The following is a 14,302-nucleotide window of genomic DNA, read 5'->3' on the forward strand; positions in this document are numbered from 1 at the left end:
TGGACCGCATGCCGCGGATCCTTGTCGTCGACAACTACGACTCCTTCGTCTACAACCTGGTGCAGTACCTGCAGCAACTGCAGGCCGACACCACCGTGCTGCGCAACGACGAGGTCACCCCTGAGCAGGCCGGTGAGTACGACGGCGTGCTGCTCTCCCCCGGTCCCGGTACGCCGGAAGAGGCCGGCGCCTGCGTCGACATCGTGAAGGAGAAGGGCCGCGAGGTCCCGATCTTCGGTGTGTGCCTCGGCCTGCAGGCGATCGGCGTCGCGTACGGCGGGGTCGTCGGCCGCGCGGACGAGTTGCTGCACGGCAAGACCAGCCAGGTGTTCCACGACGGCGCCGGCGTACTGTCCGGGCTCCCGTCGCCGTTCACCGCGACCCGGTACCACTCGCTGGCGATCGCGCAGGACAGCGTGCCGGACGAGCTGCAGGTGACCGCGCGGACCGAGGCCGGCGTGATCATGGCGGCCCGGCACCGTGACTTCGCGGTCGAGGGCGTGCAGTTCCACCCGGAGTCGGTGCTGACCGAGGGCGGCCACCGGATGCTCGCCAACTGGCTCGAGATCTGCGGCGACCCGGACGCGGTCGCCCGCTCCGCCGGCCTGGCCCCGGTCGTCAGTTAGTCCGTAGAACTGAAGAACCCCCGGAGCGCGACGCGCTCCGGGGGTTCTGTCGTCTCAGCCGCCAGGGATCGTGATGGCGGGGCTCGTCGGTGTCGACGGCGGTGGTGTCTCCGACTCGGTCGGAGTGCTCGGCGGTGGCGTCTCTTCCTGCAGTTTGTTCACCGTCAGCGTGATCAGCGTGCCCTTCGCCGCCTTGCTGCCGGCCTTCACGGACTGCTTGAGGACGGTCCCCTCTGCCTGGTTCTGGTCGTTGCCGAACGTCTGCCCGACCCGGAAGCCGGCCTGCTCCAGCGTCAGCTTCGCGTCGTCGAACGTCTGAGTGACCACATTCGGTACGTCGACGTCGGTCTTGCCGGTGGAGACGGTCAGCGTGAACTCCTGACCTGACGGATACTTCCCGGTCGGGTCCGGGCTGACCGCGAGCACGATGCCCTTCTTCTGGTCGCTGTCCTGCTCGATCGTCTTGTCCTTGACCTTGAAGTTCGCGGACGTGCCTTCGAGCGCCTTGCGGGCCGCGGACTCCGACTTGCCGATCACATCCGGCACCGGGAACGCACTTCGCCCGGACGAGAACACCACGGTGACCGTCGAGCCCTGCTCGGCCTCGGTCCCCGCCGGCGGGGTCTGCCGGATCGCGGAGCCGCGACCGACCGTGTCGCTGGTTTCGGACGGTCCCTGCGCGAACTTCAGGCCCTTGTCGGCGAGCAACGCGGTCGCGTCGGCGACCGACTTGCCGCTGACGTCCGGCACGGCAACCTTCGCCACCGGGGTGGCAGTCGTCCCGCCGCCGCCGGCGTTGTTGTCCTTGTTCATGTTCGAGAACAGCGCGTACGCGCCGACCGCGACCGCGACGATCGCGAGGCCGAGCAGGAAGTAGGCCAGGCCGCGGTTGCGGCGGGACCGGGCGTCCTGCGCCTCGTCCAGGTCGTCGCCGCCGGGCGGGAGCAGGTCGTTCGCCGAGGTCTGCTGGTACTGCTGGGTCGCGGCCGCCGCCACCGCGGTCGGCGCCATCGACCGGGTCTCGGCGACTGCCGCCATCGGCGCGGTCACCTGCTGGCCGGCCAGCACCCGGTGGATGTCGGCGCGCATCTCGGACGCGCTCTGGTACCGCTCCTCGCGGCTCTTCGCCAGCGCCTTCAGGACGACCGCGTCGACCTCCGGCGGGATGTCCGGGTCGAACGAGGACGGCGGCAGCGGCTGTTCACGGACGTGCTGGTAGGCCACCGACACCGGCGACTCACCGACGAACGGCGGGCGGCCGGTGAGCAGTTCGTACAGCAGGCAGCCGGTCGAGTACAGGTCGGAGCGGGCGTCCACGGTCTCGCCGCGGGCCTGCTCCGGGGACAGGTACTGCGCGGTGCCGATCACGGCCGCGGTCTGGGTCATCGTGGAGGACGTGTCGGCGACCGCACGGGCGATACCGAAGTCCATCACCTTGACCTGGCCCTGCGGGGTCAGCATCACGTTCCCGGGCTTGATGTCGCGGTGCACGATGCCGGCCCGGTGGCTGTAGTCGAGCGCCTCGAGCACACCGGAGGTGATCTCCAGCGCCCGCTCCGGCATGATCTTGCGGCCCTCGCGGATCAGGTCCCGCAGCGTCTTGCCGGTCACCAGCTCCATCACGATGTACGGAATGGTGACGCCGGAGCCGTTCGGGTCCGGCTCCTCGCCGGTGTCGTACACCGACACGATCGTCGGGTGGTTCAGTGACGCGGCCGACTGGGCCTCGCGCCGGAACCGCGCCTGGAAGGTGGCGTCACTCGCGAGGTCGACGCGCAGCCGCTTGATCGCGACGCTCCGGCCGAGCCGGTTGTCGAGGCCCTTGCGGACCTCCGCCATGCCGCCGCGGCCGAGCGGTTCGCCTTCTTCGTACCGGCCGCCGACGAGACGTGCCTGCGATGTCATGACTCAGCCTTCCAACCTGTCTGCGGTAAATCAGTCAACTTGCCCACGGTAGCGGCCGCCACACGCGGATCCCCGTTGGAAAGACGCGCTGTCATCGCATCATTCCGTATGGTGCTCATCGGATGCTCATTGGCCCAGCACCGCCTCCATCACCTTCTTGGCGATCGGAGCCGCCAAGGTGCCGCCCGCGATGTCGTTGCGCGCGATGTTCGCGTCCTCGATCAAGACCGCCACGGCCACCTTCGGGTCGTTGGCCGGCGCGAACGCGGTGAACCACGCGAACGGCGGGCGGTCCTTCGAGGTCTGCGCCGTACCTGTCTTGCCGGCCACCTGGACTCCGTCGATCCGTCCCGGCTTGCCGGTGCCGTTGTTGACGACGTCGACCATCATCGCGGTCAGCTGGGCCGCGACCTGCGGGGTGACCGCCTGGTGCAGCGACTCCGGCTTGGTCTCCGAGACCGTCTTCAGGTCCGGGGTCTTCACGTTCTGGACCAGGTACGGCTTCATCACCTCGCCCTTGTTCGCGATCCCGGCCGCCACCATCGCCATCTGCAGCGGGGTGGCGCGGACGTCGAACTGGCCGATCGCGGACTGCGCGGTCTGCGGTTCGTTCGGGTCGCCGGGGAACTGGCTGGTGGCCACGCTCGGCAGCTCGGTCAGCGGCCGGGCGCCGAAGCCGAACTTCGCGGCCTGCTCGTTGAGCGCGTCCGCGCCGAGGGCCATGCCGACGGTGCCGAACGCGGTGTTGCAGGAGTAGCGCAGCGCGATCGTCAGCGTCGCGCTGTTGCTGCCGCCGCAGTTCTTGCCGTCCTCGTTGACCAGCGGGACCGTGGTCTGCGGGAGCGGCAGCTCGGCCGGCGAGTTCACCTTGCTCTCCGGCGTGTACTTGCCGCTGGACAGCGCGGCCGCCGCGGTGACCAGCTTGAAGGTCGACCCGGGCGGGTACAGCTCCTGCACCGCGCGGTTCGACAGCGGCTTGTCCTTGTCGGCGTTCAGGTTCTTCCAGGCCGAGCCGACCTTCTCGGTGTCGTGCGAGGCGAGCAGGTTCGGGTCGTACGACGGCCGGCTGGCCATCGCCAGGATCCGCCCGGTCTTCGGCTCGATCGCGACCACCGCACCGGTCTTCCCGGCCAGGCCGTTGTACGCCGCCTGCTGGGCCGCGGCGTTCAGGGTCAGGGTCACGCTGCCGCCTTGCTGCGGGCGGTTGCTGATCACGTCGATGATCCGGCGGAACGCCATCGAGGGGTCCGAGCCGTTCAGCTCGGCGTTCATCGTCAGCTCGATACCGCCGCGACCGAACAGGTACGAGTAGAACCCGGTCACGGGCGCGTAGACCTGGCCTCCCGCGTACGTCCGCTGGTACTTGAACCGGTCTCCGGACGGCTTGCTCTGCGCGACCGGCGTACTGCCGATCAGGATCGGGCCGCGGTTGACCGAGAACTGCGAGTCGCGGACCCGGTTGTTGTCGTTACGGCCGTTGATCTCGTTCGCCCGGAAAGCCTGCAGGTACGTCGAGTTCGCCATCAGCGCGAGCATCAGGATGATCGCCGCCACGGCCAGTCGCCGGATCGCTGAGTTCATGCCTTCTGCACCGCCATCGCGATCGTTTCGTCGGAAACCGGGGCGGCCGGGGTCTGCGGCCGTCGGGCCTGGTCGCTGATCCGCAGCAGCAGCGCGATGATTGCCCAGTTGGCGACCAGCGACGTACCGCCGAGCGCCATGAACGGGGTGGCCAGACCGGTCAGCGGGATCAGCCCGGTGACGCCGCCGACGATCACGAACACCTGCAGCGCGAACGACATCGCCAGACCGGTCGCGATCAGCTTGCCGAAGATGTCCCGGCAGCCGAGCGCGGTCCGCAGGCCGCGCTCGATGATGAGGGTGTAGACCAGCAGGATCGCGATCAGCCCGGTCAGCCCGAGCTCCTCGGCGAACGACGAGATGATCATGTCGCTGTTGGCGTACAGAGTGGCCTCCGGGTGGCCCTGGCCGAGACCGCGGCCGAGGATGCCGCCCCAGGCCTGACCCATCAGCCCGAGCTTCACCTGGCCGCCGTCGATCGCCCACGGGTTCAGCCAGTCGGTGACGCGGCGGTGCACGTGGCCGAACGTCATGTACGCGAAGTACGCGCCGCCGACGAACAGCAGGCCGCCGATGATCAGCCAGCCGGCCCGCTCGGTCGACACGTACAGCAGGAACAGGAACAGGCCGAAGAACAGCAGCGACGAGCCGAGGTCGCTCTCGAACACCAGGACGCCGAGGCTGACCGCCCAGGCGATCCCGATCGGGCCGAGGTCGCGGGCCCGCGGCAGGTCGAGCCCGAGGAAGCGGTGCCCGGCCAGCGTCAGGACGTCGCGTTTCACCACCAGGTAGCCGGCGAAGAACACGACCAGACAGATCTTGGCGAACTCACCGGGCTGGAAGGACATGCCGGCGAGCCGGATCCAGATCCGGGCGCCGTTGAGGTTCACGCCGAGGCCGGGGATCAGCGGCAGCACGAGCAGCAGCAGACCGACCAGGCCGGCGGTGTAGGTGAGCGCCTGCAACCGACGGTGATCTCTGATCACGAGGATGACGACCAGGAACAACACGATGCCGACCGCGGTCCAGGTGATCTGCTGCGGCGCAGCGGGCGCCTTCGGGACCTTTCCCTTCGCCTCGGCGACGATGGCCAGGCCGAGGTCGATCCGGTGGATCATCGCGACGCCGAGGCCGTTCAGCAGCACGGCGCAGGGCAGTAGCACCGGGTCGGCGTACGGCGCCCGGTAGCGGAGCGCGAGGTGGGCGATCAGGGCGAGCAGCCCGATCCCGGCCGCGTAGTACCCGGTGCTGGCCGGTACGGCGTTCTGCACGGTGATGCCGATGTTCACGTAGGCGCCGACCGAGACCGCGATCGCGATCACGAGCAGCAGCAACTCCACCCCACGCCGGGTCCGCGGGATGATCTGGATGACCGAAGTTGATGCGATGCTCATCGGACCCCGTCGCAGTCGTCGGGGTCGACCGGCGTGCTCGGCGACGTCGTACCGGTCGGGGCCGTCGACGCGGGCGGCGAGGAAACCGGAGGCTTCGAGACCGGAGGTGTCGAGACCGCGGGCTTCGAGACGGGCGGGGTCGACGGCTTCGGCGTCGGGGACGGGGTCGGCTTCACCCTGGCGGCGCACTCGGCAGCGGTGTGCTGCAGCTCTGCGACGATCGAGCGGGCGCCGGCCAGGTTGTCCGCCTGGATGTTGGCCTCGACCTGCTGACGGCTGTACGTCGGGAGCTTGTCGACCTGCAGCGCCTGCCGCTCGTACACCTTCGACAGTGTCAAGCCGGGGAGATCCGCCTCGACGCCCTTGAAGATCGCCACGTAGTCGCCGTCGGTGCCGACGTAGTACTGCTTCTGGGTCCAGCTGTACGCGAACCAGCCGCCGCCGCCGATCAGGCCGAGGACGACGAGCAGTACGGCGATCCGCCGCAGCCACGCGAACCGCTTCGGCGGGCGCGGCGCATACCGCAGTTCCTCCGGGTCGAGCGCACCGCCGTGACCACCGCCGCCGTGACCGTCACCAGCGGCAGTGCGGACCGCGACCGTCGGCTCGCCGCGCCCGGTGCTGCCTTGCGCCAGCTCGGCGGCGGCACCGACCAGTTGCGGCTGGACGCCACTCGCGGGCTCGGTCTCGACGACGTCCGCGACGAGGACGGTGACGTTGTCGTTCGAGCCCGCCTCCAGCGCGTGCGTGATCAGGTCGACGACGACCGAGTCCGGCGTACCGGAGGCCATCGAGGCCGCGATCACCTCGTCGCTCACGTAGTCGGGCAGGCCGTCGCTGCACAGCATCAGCCGGTCGCCGGCCTGGACGTCGAGCATCTCCAGGTCGGGGTCGGAGTCCGGGCGGCCGTCGAGGACACGCAGGATCAGGTTCCGGTGCGGGTGGGTGAAGGCCTCCTCCTGGGAGATCCGGCCCTCGTCGACCAGCGACTGCACGAAGGTGTGGTCGTGGCTCAGCTGGTACAGCTGCCCGTCCCGCAGCCGGTACGCGCGGGAGTCGCCCAGATGGGCCAGGCCGAGCCGCTTGCCGTCGAACATCAGCGCGGTGACCGTCGAGCCCATGCCTTCGCGCTCGGGGTCCTCCTCGACCAGCTCGGACAGGCGCTCGTTGGCCCGGTGCACCGCGCCGGCCAGCGCCTCGATCATGTCTTCGCCGGTGATGTCGGCGGTGTCCAGCCGCCGCATCACCTGGACCGCCGCCGCGCTGGCCACCTCACCGGCTGCCGCACCGCCCATCCCGTCGGCGAGCAGCAGCAGGTGCGGACCGGCGTACGCCGAGTCCTCGTTGTTGCGGCGTACTCGTCCGACGTCGGAGAGGGTTGCGTAGTCGAGCGACAGGGTCATCGAGGCAGGCCTACTTCGCGATGTTCAGCGTCGTCCGGCCGATCCGGATCGAACCGCCGATCTCGGCCGGGACCGGGCGGGTGACCCGCTGGCCGTCCAGGTACGTGCCGTTGGTGGAGCCGAGGTCCTCGACCCACCACTGGCCCTCGGACAGGAACAGCCGGGCGTGCCGGGTGGAGGAGTAGTCGTCGTCGAGCCGGATCTGGCAGTCCGACCCGCGTCCGATGATCACCGGCTCGTCACCCAGTGAGGCACCGACCCCGGCCTGCGGGCCGTCCGCGATCGTCACCGATCCGGGCAGACCCTTGCGCTTCTTGACCGGCTTCGAGGGCTTCGGCGTACGGGAGTTCTGCGGTACGACGGCAGCCGCGGCCCGGCTGTCCACCTTCGCGCCGAACAGGTCGGACCTGATCACGGACAGCACCGCGAGGACGAACATCCACAACAGGGCCAGGAACCCCAGTTTGATCAGGGTCAGGGTCAGTTCCGACATGGAAGGTCAGTCACCACCCGCTGCTCGGCGGCTGGGCCATCGGCTCGTCCGCGAGACGCAGCGTCATGGTCGTGTTGCCGATCCGGACCGTCGAGCCGTCCACCAGTTCGGCCTCGGTGGTCCGGCGGCCGTTCACCAGCGTGCCGTTGGTGGAGCCGAGGTCGACCATCACCACCCGGATCCCGCCCGGGCCTTCCGGCATCAGGCGGATCTCGGCGTGCCGCCGGGAGACGCCCGGGTCGTTGATCTGGATGTCGGCGTCGGTGCCGCGGCCGAGCACCACGCCGGGCGGGTTCACCGGGCGGCGGCGGCCGTTCACCTCGAGCATCACCTGCGGGTGCCCGCGGCGCGGCGCCTGCTGCGGCGGCGGCTGCTGGAACTGCTGCGCTGGCGGCGGCGGGGTCTGCACGACCGGCTCGTTCGGCGGCACGTAGGGCTCCTGCTGATAGGGCTGGGGCTCGTAGGGCGGGCGCCGCTGGGGCGTCCCGACCGTGGCGCTGACCACCCGGAACTTACCGGTCGGGAGATCATCCTGCTGGACCAGCTCGATGTCGATGGGCCCGGAGAAGGTGTAGCGCTGGATGTCGGCGTGGTCCCGCAGCTCGTTGGCGAGCTCGTGGTTGAGGGTCCGGCCGTACGCGTTCAGCCGCTCGAAGTCGTCCGGACCGAGCTCGATGGTGAAGTGGTTCGGCACCAGCCGGCGGTCCCGGGACAGGATCCGCGCGGTGTTGTCGATCTCACGCTTGAGCGCGGCGGCCAGTTCGATCGGCTCGACGTCACCCTTGAAAGCGCGCGCGAAGACACCGCTCACAATGCCTTCCAGGCGTCGCTCGAAGCGCTGTAGCGGTCGCACGCCTCCTCCTCCACGGTCGGTACGCCAACAGATGTCCACCGGTCAGGCGGACACACCGGGTACGACGATCGATCGTATCGGGAGGTTCGACCGAACCCGCAATGTGAAGCACCGGCAGAACCCGTGCTACTGTTCCTTCTCGTCGCCAGGAGATGTATCAGGCGGCTGCGCGCGGGTGGCGGAATAGGCAGACGCGCACGGTTCAGGTCCGTGTGCCCGAAAGGGCGTGGGGGTTCAACTCCCCCCTCGCGCACAACAAAGTCCCGGTCGACCAGACCGGGACTTTTGCGTTCTCCGGCCAGCTCTCGTCCTTTCGGAGGATCCAGAACTCATCTCCACGAGTCTGTGGCCGATGTACGTTATTCTGTACATCGTGAAGACGATGAGTTTTACCGAGACGCGCGCGAACCTGGCCGCGGCCCTCGACGCGGTCGAGAACGACGCGGAGGAGTTGGTGATCACCCGCGCCGGGCACGAGCCCGTCGTCGTCGTCACGCTGGCGGAGTACGAATCGCTGAAGGAGACCGACTATCTGATGCGGTCTCCGGCCAACGCGAGGCGGTTGCGCGAGGCGATCGAGCAGGACCGGGCGGGTGACGGGAAGGTGCGCGAACTGGCCGACCCCGACGCCGCCGGTGACAGAGGAACGGCGGGCGGCGCAGCGTGAAGGTCGTCTTCCTCGACCGCGGTTGGGAGGACTATCTGTGGTGGCAAGCCAACGATCGGAAGCTCCTCAAACGGATCAACCAGTTGATCGAGGACATCGACCGCAATGGCCATGAAGGCATCGGCAAGCCGGAGCCGCTACGGCACGAGTTCGCCGGTTACTGGTCGAGGCGCATCAATACGGAGCACCGTCTCGTCTACCGGATCGCTGACGACGGAATCCACATCATCGCCTGCAGCTATCACTACGGCCCCTGACGATCCGGCGGGCTTACCTACTACCTGCGCGAGGAAGCGCGTTCCGGGCGGGTCGGTCGCGGTAGTCGCAGGGTAGGCGCGCCGCGGTGTCGCGCGGTCGGGGCGATGGTGCGGTGGTTGCGGAGCATCCAGATTGCTACGGCGGTTGCGGCGATCAGGCCGGCGACGCCGGCGTAGTCGGTGAAGCTCATCATGCGTTCTCTTCTCCAGGGCGGGCGGCTGGCGAGTTCCGCGGGTGTCTGACCGGAAGGTGACGGGAGTTCGCCTGCTTCGTGATGACACAACCGTGCCGTGGCTGATGAGTGCCAGATGGAAAATGCTCGCTTCCACGTTGGAATGCCTGCTTAGGTGGTGCCCGGGAGGTGGGGCGGATGCAGGACGGAATGTTGCTGGACGAACGGGAAGAACAGGCGTACCGACTGCTCGTCGGGCTGTCGGCGGCCAAGGCGGCCGACCTGGCCGAGGTCGCCAAGTTCACGCAGCCGGAGGCCGACGAAGTGCTGCAGCGGTTGCAGGCCAAGGGGCTGGTGACGGCGCAGGCGGCCGACGATCCGGTGTTCCGGCCGTTGCCGCCGGACGTCGCTTTCGGTACGACGCTGCTGCGCCGCCAGGAGTCGCTCGAGGCGGCCCGCAAGACGGTGAGCGCACTCAGCGAGGAGTTCAGGGCCAGCGTCAGCCGGCGCGACGCGCACCACCTGGTCGAGGTGATCGTCGGCGCCGCCACGCTCCGCGAGCGGCTGCGGGACCTGCAGAACTCGGCCCGCGAGGAGATCCTCTGGTTCTGCCGCGCGAACCCGCTGGCGATGCAGGGCGCCGAGAACACCGAGGAGTACGGCGCTTTGTCCCGCGGCGTCCGGTACCGCGCGATCTACGAGCGCGCACTGATCGAGACACCCGGTGAGCTCGACTCGATCGCCGAAGGTGTCAGCTGGGGCGAGGAGGCCCGGGTCGTGCCGACACTGCCGGTCCGGATCGCGATCGTGGACCGGTCGACGGCGATCTGCCCTCTGGTCCGTGACGACGAGCAGAGCATCGGAGAGCCGTCCGCCGCGATCATCAGCCGCGGCCAGCTTCTAGACGCGTTGCTGGCGCTCTTCGAGAGCTACTGGGAGTTGGCGACACCCGTGCGCCTCCACTCCGAGGAGAAGCACGAAGACGAGGGTCTGGACGACGCCGAGCGGCTCCTGCTCTCCCTGCTCGTAGGCGGCGTACCGGACAAGTCCATCGCCAACCAGTTGGGTATCAGCCGCCGTACGGTTCAGCGCCGTCTCGACCGCCTCATGGCGCTGGCCGGTGTGGACACCCGCACCGGCCTGGCCTTCCAAGCCGCAAAACGCGACTGGCTCTAGCCAGGCCGGTGCGCTGCCGTACTACTTGACGCCGTACGCGCGGATCACCGTCTGGGTGACCTTCGTGCCGTTCGGGCCGGTTGCCGCGACCTTGAGCGAGACGGTGTCGTGGGCGTTGGGGACGACGGCCAGGTAGTGGCCGGCGGCACCGAGTACCACGAGGCGCTGCCAGGTCTTGCCCTCGTCGAACGAGGACCAGGCCTGCAGTCCGGTCGCCCGGGGCGACTCGAAGCCGACTACGTGCGTCCGGGCGCTCACCCGGCCGGTCAGGTCGACCGGGACCTTGTAGTCCACCTGCTGCAGTGCGAGCGGCGTTGCCTTGTCGTCCGCCTGCTTGGCCGAGCGGAACTCCCAGGAGGTCTGCGTGCGCGTCCCCCAGTTCCACTCGCCTTCGGAGTCGATGCGCTCGGTGGACACGTCCAGCTTGTACGCCGCGTTGTCGCTGGAGGTGATCACGTCCTCCCACGCGTCCGGAAGCTCGGCCACGACCTGACCGTTGCGGGACAGTGTCGCCGAGTCCTTCGTGGCCTCACCGATCGTGTAGTGCCCGGCTGCGTCCACGAACGACGGGATGCGGAGCGAGAGCCGGTCACCTGTGCGCGTGGACTGGATGTCCGGCGCAGCCGCGGGACGTACGACCGGACCGAACCACGTTTCGTCCGACGACCCGGTCCGGTAGCTACGCGGTACGGACGTCATACCGCCGGCCAGCGGATTCATGATGTCCCACGTGTACAGGTGGTGCACCCGGTGCTGCCAGAGCGAGTCACCCGACGTCACCCACTCCTCCCGGACCTTCGGCGTCTCGACGAACCGCTGGGAGTCGTTCCACGAGTACTCCTGCCACGGACGCCACCCGAACCGCTGCTCCTTGGCCCAGTTGAACCCGCCGTTGTCGGCGTACCGCGTGGTGATGCGGGCGCTGTTCGCCGCCGTCACCTTGTAGACGATCTGCGCCGGGATGAACCCGGTCGAGACCTGCTGTACGTCGTACAGGTACGGGCTGGACGTGGTGATCGTCAGGTCGATGGTCGCGTGGCCCTGACGCGCCCGGGCGATCAGCTTCTGACCGTCCTTGTACGTCGTCACCATGGCGGGGATCGGCTCGCGGTCGCCGACCGGACGCCAGACCGTCCAGGCGGACCAGTCGGCGGGCCGGACCAGGATGACCGCGGCGGCACCGGCCTTCGCGGCTGCTGCGATCTGGTCCTGCTCGCTGCCGTTGCCCCAACCGTCCTCGCTGGAGTCCAGCACCGCCAGCGCGCCCTTGACGCCCTGCAGCGAGGAGTCGGCGTACACCAGTGGGAACCGCCTCTTGCCCTCGTACGACGGCGACTGGTGCAGCAGGTTGATGTCGAGCGGACCGGACACTCCGGGGACCGACGCCTGGACCAGCGGCGCGACCAGCTGCCAGCGGGACGAGAACTCGAAGCTGCCGTCCTTGACCGGCTTCGTCGGGGTCACGTTGACCTGCTGGACGGTGCTGAAGTGCATCACGCCGTGGCTGATCGACCGCCCGTTGCCGTACTCGCGGTGCACGTAGTAGCTGAGCACTGCCTGCTGCTCCGACGGCTTCGGCGTCTCGATCTTGATCGGAACCGCCTTCCGCGCGTCGATGACGATCTCGGTGTCCTTGCTGACCACGATGTTCGGGTCGGTGAAGAGGCTGACCTGCTCGTCCTGCGGATCGTAGTTCTCCACCAGCGAGTGCAGCAGGTACGTGCCCTCCTCGACCTCGGCGGTGAACGTCTCGCCGTCTCCGATCCACGCCAGTACGTCGGACCGCGAGTTGTCCCCGTACAGCGAGATCACCGGGACGCCGGTGGGCTGACCGTCCAGGCCGACCGCTCGCAGCGTGACCTTGTGCTTCGGGCCGGACCGGAGCGCGCCGACCGCGGTGTGCGTGACGACGCCGTCGGGGCCGGTGGCAACGATCCAGCCGCTGTACTGGCCGCGGCCGAGCTTGGCCGGGTCCAGGGTGAGCGGTACGTCAGCGGTGCCGTTGGCCGGGACCGTGACGGTCGCGGGCAGACCGAAACCGTCGGTTTCCGGCTGCTTGTCGTCGAGGTTCGTCACCTGGACGGACAGGTTCAGCGTGACCGCGCTGCCGGAGTCGTTCCGGTAGGTGATGGTCCGCGTGCCCGCCTCCGCCGTCTGTACGCCGAAGTCCGCGACGCCGCTGGCGGTCACCTTCTGCGCGACGGCCCGGGTCAGGTCGACCCGACCGGCGCCCTGTGCGTACACGGTCTGCTCCGGCTGGGTCTTCGCGGTGCTGACCAGCGCGTTCTTCAGTTGGTCGGCCTTCCAGTCCGGGTGCTGCTGCGCGAGCAGGGCCGCTGCACCGGCGACGTGCGGCGTCGCCATCGACGTACCGGAGGCTGCCGTGTAGAGCTCGTCGACCGGGTCGCCCATGACCGTGCCCGTCGCGCGGGCCGCGATGATGCCGACGCCGGGGGCGGTGATCTCCGGCTTCAGGCCCGCGTCACCGAGCCGCGGTCCGCGACTGGAGAAGTCGGCGAGCTTGTCCTCGCGGTCCACGGCTCCGACCGTCAGCGCGGACGCCGCGGCGCCCGGCGTGCCGACCGTCTCGTCCTGGCCCTCGTTGCCGGCCGCAACCACGAACAGCGTGCCGGTCTGCGCGGTGATGTCGTTGACCGCCTGGCTGAGCGGGTCGGTGCCGTCGGTGGCCTCGCCGCCGAGGCTCATGTTCACGACCTTCGCGCCCTCGGACGCGGCCCACTCCATCCCGGCGATGATCCAGGAGTCGTACCCGTACCCGTCGTCGCCGAGCACCTTGCCAACGAGCAGGTCGGCCTTCGGCGCCACACCCTTCCGGGTGCCGCCGGCTCCCGCGCCGGTGCCGGCGATGGTCGCGGCGACGTGCGTGCCGTGGCCGAAGTGGTCCTCGGTGCCGCTCGGGCTGCCGGAGAAGTCCTGGCTCTCCTTGACCTTGCCGTCCAGGTCCGGGTGCGTCGCGTCGACACCGGTGTCCAGCACGGCGACCTGGACTCCGGAGCCCTCGTACCCGGCCTTCCACGCGTCCGGCGCACCGATCTGCGGGACGCTCTTGTCGAGCACCGGACGGACCTTGCCGTCGAGCCAGATCTTGGTGACGCCGCTGTTCAGCGAGCGGGTGCCGACGCCGGGCTTCAGAGACTTCCACAGCTCCGGCAGTTGGTCCTTCGCGGCGGTCAGGGCGCGGCCGCCGATCGACGGGAGCTGTCGCGTCGTCGTCGTACCGGCGAGGTTCTGCGCCGACCGGACGCCAGGGGTGTCCTTGACGATGAGCGGGAGGCTCGCGGCGGTGCCGTACCCGTCGGCGATCAGCTCGTCGACGTCGAACAGGTCCACGTCCAGGACGCCGCTCGACACGAACGGTACGGCGTCGCTCGGCAGCACGCGGAGTCCGCCGTCGGCCTCGATCGTGTGGAACGAGACGCCTTCGCGGCCGGCCGCCGGGCGGACCGTGGCGGCCTTCTTGCCGGCACCGGCATCCGTCAGTTCGACGACGTCACCGGTGATCAGCGTGATCGAGGACGTCTTGATCGCTGTGGATCCCGTGGGAGTGGCAGCGGCGGACGGGATCACCGTCGCCGCACCGAGAGCAAGCACCGCCGCGGTGGTGAGCGCGGCGGCACGTCGGGGGGAGGACATAGGCGGAATTCTCCTTCGAGAGGTTTGGGGCAGGCACACCTCTTCTTCAGTGAGAGTTTGCAATCAGGTCACAGCAATCCGCCCTGTCCACCACTGCCGTCCCTGCGACATGGCGCAATG

12 protein-coding genes and 1 tRNA gene are annotated in these 14,302 nt (G+C 69.1%); 5 read left to right on the forward strand and 8 right to left on the reverse strand.

Annotated elements, in window-relative coordinates; genetic code table 11:
• Positions 1-8: 8 nt before the first annotated feature.
• Positions 9-626: an aminodeoxychorismate/anthranilate synthase component II gene (locus tag EV137_RS17555; protein ID WP_133996737.1), complete on the forward strand. Its 618-nt coding sequence runs from the start codon at positions 9-11 to the stop codon at positions 624-626.
• Between the two features lie 54 nt (positions 627-680).
• Here EV137_RS17555 and pknB read toward each other — a convergent pair whose 3' ends face one another.
• The 6 genes from pknB to EV137_RS17585 form a co-directional block, all read right to left on the reverse strand.
• Positions 681-2,531, reverse strand: coding sequence for a Stk1 family PASTA domain-containing Ser/Thr kinase (gene pknB, locus EV137_RS17560; RefSeq protein ID WP_133996740.1), 1,851 nt, complete (start codon positions 2,529-2,531; stop codon positions 681-683).
• Between the two features lie 126 nt (positions 2,532-2,657).
• Entirely contained in the window at positions 2,658-4,112 is a 1,455-nt protein-coding gene (locus EV137_RS17565; protein ID WP_133996743.1) for a peptidoglycan D,D-transpeptidase FtsI family protein, read from the reverse strand.
• Positions 4,109-5,506, reverse strand: coding sequence for an FtsW/RodA/SpoVE family cell cycle protein (locus EV137_RS17570; RefSeq protein WP_133996746.1), 1,398 nt, complete (start codon positions 5,504-5,506; stop codon positions 4,109-4,111). Before EV137_RS17570 ends, EV137_RS17565 begins: the two co-directional genes overlap by 4 nt.
• Complete coding sequence (locus tag EV137_RS17575; protein ID WP_134130018.1) at positions 5,503-6,909, reverse strand: PP2C family protein-serine/threonine phosphatase; 1,407 nt, start codon at positions 6,907-6,909, stop codon at positions 5,503-5,505. Before EV137_RS17575 ends, EV137_RS17570 begins: the two co-directional genes overlap by 4 nt.
• 10 nt (positions 6,910-6,919) lie before the next feature.
• Entirely contained in the window at positions 6,920-7,402 is a 483-nt protein-coding gene (locus EV137_RS17580; RefSeq protein ID WP_133996753.1) for an FHA domain-containing protein FhaB/FipA, read from the reverse strand.
• A gap of 10 nt (positions 7,403-7,412) precedes the next feature.
• Positions 7,413-8,255 carry an FHA domain-containing protein gene (locus tag EV137_RS17585; RefSeq protein WP_134130019.1) on the reverse strand — a complete coding sequence of 281 codons (843 nt, stop codon included), beginning with the start codon at positions 8,253-8,255 and terminating at the stop codon, positions 7,413-7,415.
• Positions 8,256-8,424: 169 nt separating this feature from the next.
• Between EV137_RS17585 and EV137_RS17590 the strand changes: the two genes are divergently transcribed.
• The 3 genes from EV137_RS17590 to EV137_RS17600 all read left to right on the forward strand — a co-directional run bounded on the left by EV137_RS17590 (position 8,425) and on the right by EV137_RS17600 (position 9,179).
• Positions 8,425-8,508: transfer RNA gene (locus EV137_RS17590), tRNA-Leu, on the forward strand.
• A 99-nt stretch (positions 8,509-8,607) separates the two neighbouring features.
• Positions 8,608-8,922, forward strand: a complete 315-nt coding sequence (locus EV137_RS17595) for a type II toxin-antitoxin system Phd/YefM family antitoxin (RefSeq protein WP_238175391.1) — start codon at positions 8,608-8,610, stop codon at positions 8,920-8,922.
• Positions 8,919-9,179, forward strand: a complete 261-nt coding sequence (locus EV137_RS17600; RefSeq protein WP_134130020.1) for a Txe/YoeB family addiction module toxin — start codon at positions 8,919-8,921, stop codon at positions 9,177-9,179. The genes EV137_RS17595 and EV137_RS17600 overlap by 4 nt, the downstream gene beginning before the upstream one ends.
• A 20-nt stretch (positions 9,180-9,199) precedes the next feature.
• On the opposite strand, the gene EV137_RS40600 is transcribed toward EV137_RS17600, so the two are convergent.
• A complete protein-coding gene (locus tag EV137_RS40600; RefSeq protein WP_166679918.1) occupies positions 9,200-9,373 on the reverse strand; it encodes a hypothetical protein in 174 nt (57 codons plus the stop codon).
• A 177-nt stretch (positions 9,374-9,550) separates the two neighbouring features.
• Here EV137_RS40600 and EV137_RS17605 point away from each other — a divergent pair, with 177 nt between their 5' ends.
• Positions 9,551-10,528, forward strand: a complete 978-nt coding sequence (locus EV137_RS17605) for a helix-turn-helix domain-containing protein (RefSeq protein ID WP_134130021.1) — start codon at positions 9,551-9,553, stop codon at positions 10,526-10,528.
• 21 nt (positions 10,529-10,549) lie between these two features.
• Here the strand turns inward: EV137_RS17605 and EV137_RS17610 are convergent, their stop codons facing one another.
• Entirely contained in the window at positions 10,550-14,182 is a 3,633-nt protein-coding gene (locus tag EV137_RS17610) for a S8 family serine peptidase (protein WP_134130022.1), read from the reverse strand.
• Between the last annotated feature and the right edge of the window lie 120 nt (positions 14,183-14,302).

Origin of the sequence: Kribbella pratensis, assembly GCF_004366075.1 — a bacterium.
GTDB lineage: Bacteria > Actinomycetota > Actinomycetes > Propionibacteriales > Kribbellaceae > Kribbella > Kribbella pratensis.

Bases quoted from the DNA above. Each gene is read 5' to 3' on its own strand.
- EV137_RS40600 (WP_166679918.1), bottom strand. From the start codon at position 9,373: ATGATGAGCTTCACCGACTACGCCGGCGTCGCCGGCCTGATCGCCGCA.
- EV137_RS17580 (WP_133996753.1), bottom strand. From the start codon at position 7,402: ATGTCGGAACTGACCCTGACCCTGATCAAACTGGGGTTCCTGGCCCTG.
- EV137_RS17575 (WP_134130018.1), bottom strand. From the start codon at position 6,909: ATGACCCTGTCGCTCGACTACGCAACCCTCTCCGACGTCGGACGAGTA.
- EV137_RS17595 (WP_238175391.1), top strand. From the start codon at position 8,608: ATGTACGTTATTCTGTACATCGTGAAGACGATGAGTTTTACCGAGACG.
- EV137_RS17610 (WP_134130022.1), bottom strand. From the start codon at position 14,182: ATGTCCTCCCCCCGACGTGCCGCCGCGCTCACCACCGCGGCGGTGCTT.
- pknB (WP_133996740.1), bottom strand. From the start codon at position 2,531: ATGACATCGCAGGCACGTCTCGTCGGCGGCCGGTACGAAGAAGGCGAA.
- EV137_RS17565 (WP_133996743.1), bottom strand. From the start codon at position 4,112: ATGAACTCAGCGATCCGGCGACTGGCCGTGGCGGCGATCATCCTGATG.
- EV137_RS17605 (WP_134130021.1), top strand. From the start codon at position 9,551: ATGCAGGACGGAATGTTGCTGGACGAACGGGAAGAACAGGCGTACCGA.
- EV137_RS17555 (WP_133996737.1), top strand. From the start codon at position 9: ATGCCGCGGATCCTTGTCGTCGACAACTACGACTCCTTCGTCTACAAC.
- EV137_RS17570 (WP_133996746.1), bottom strand. From the start codon at position 5,506: ATGAGCATCGCATCAACTTCGGTCATCCAGATCATCCCGCGGACCCGG.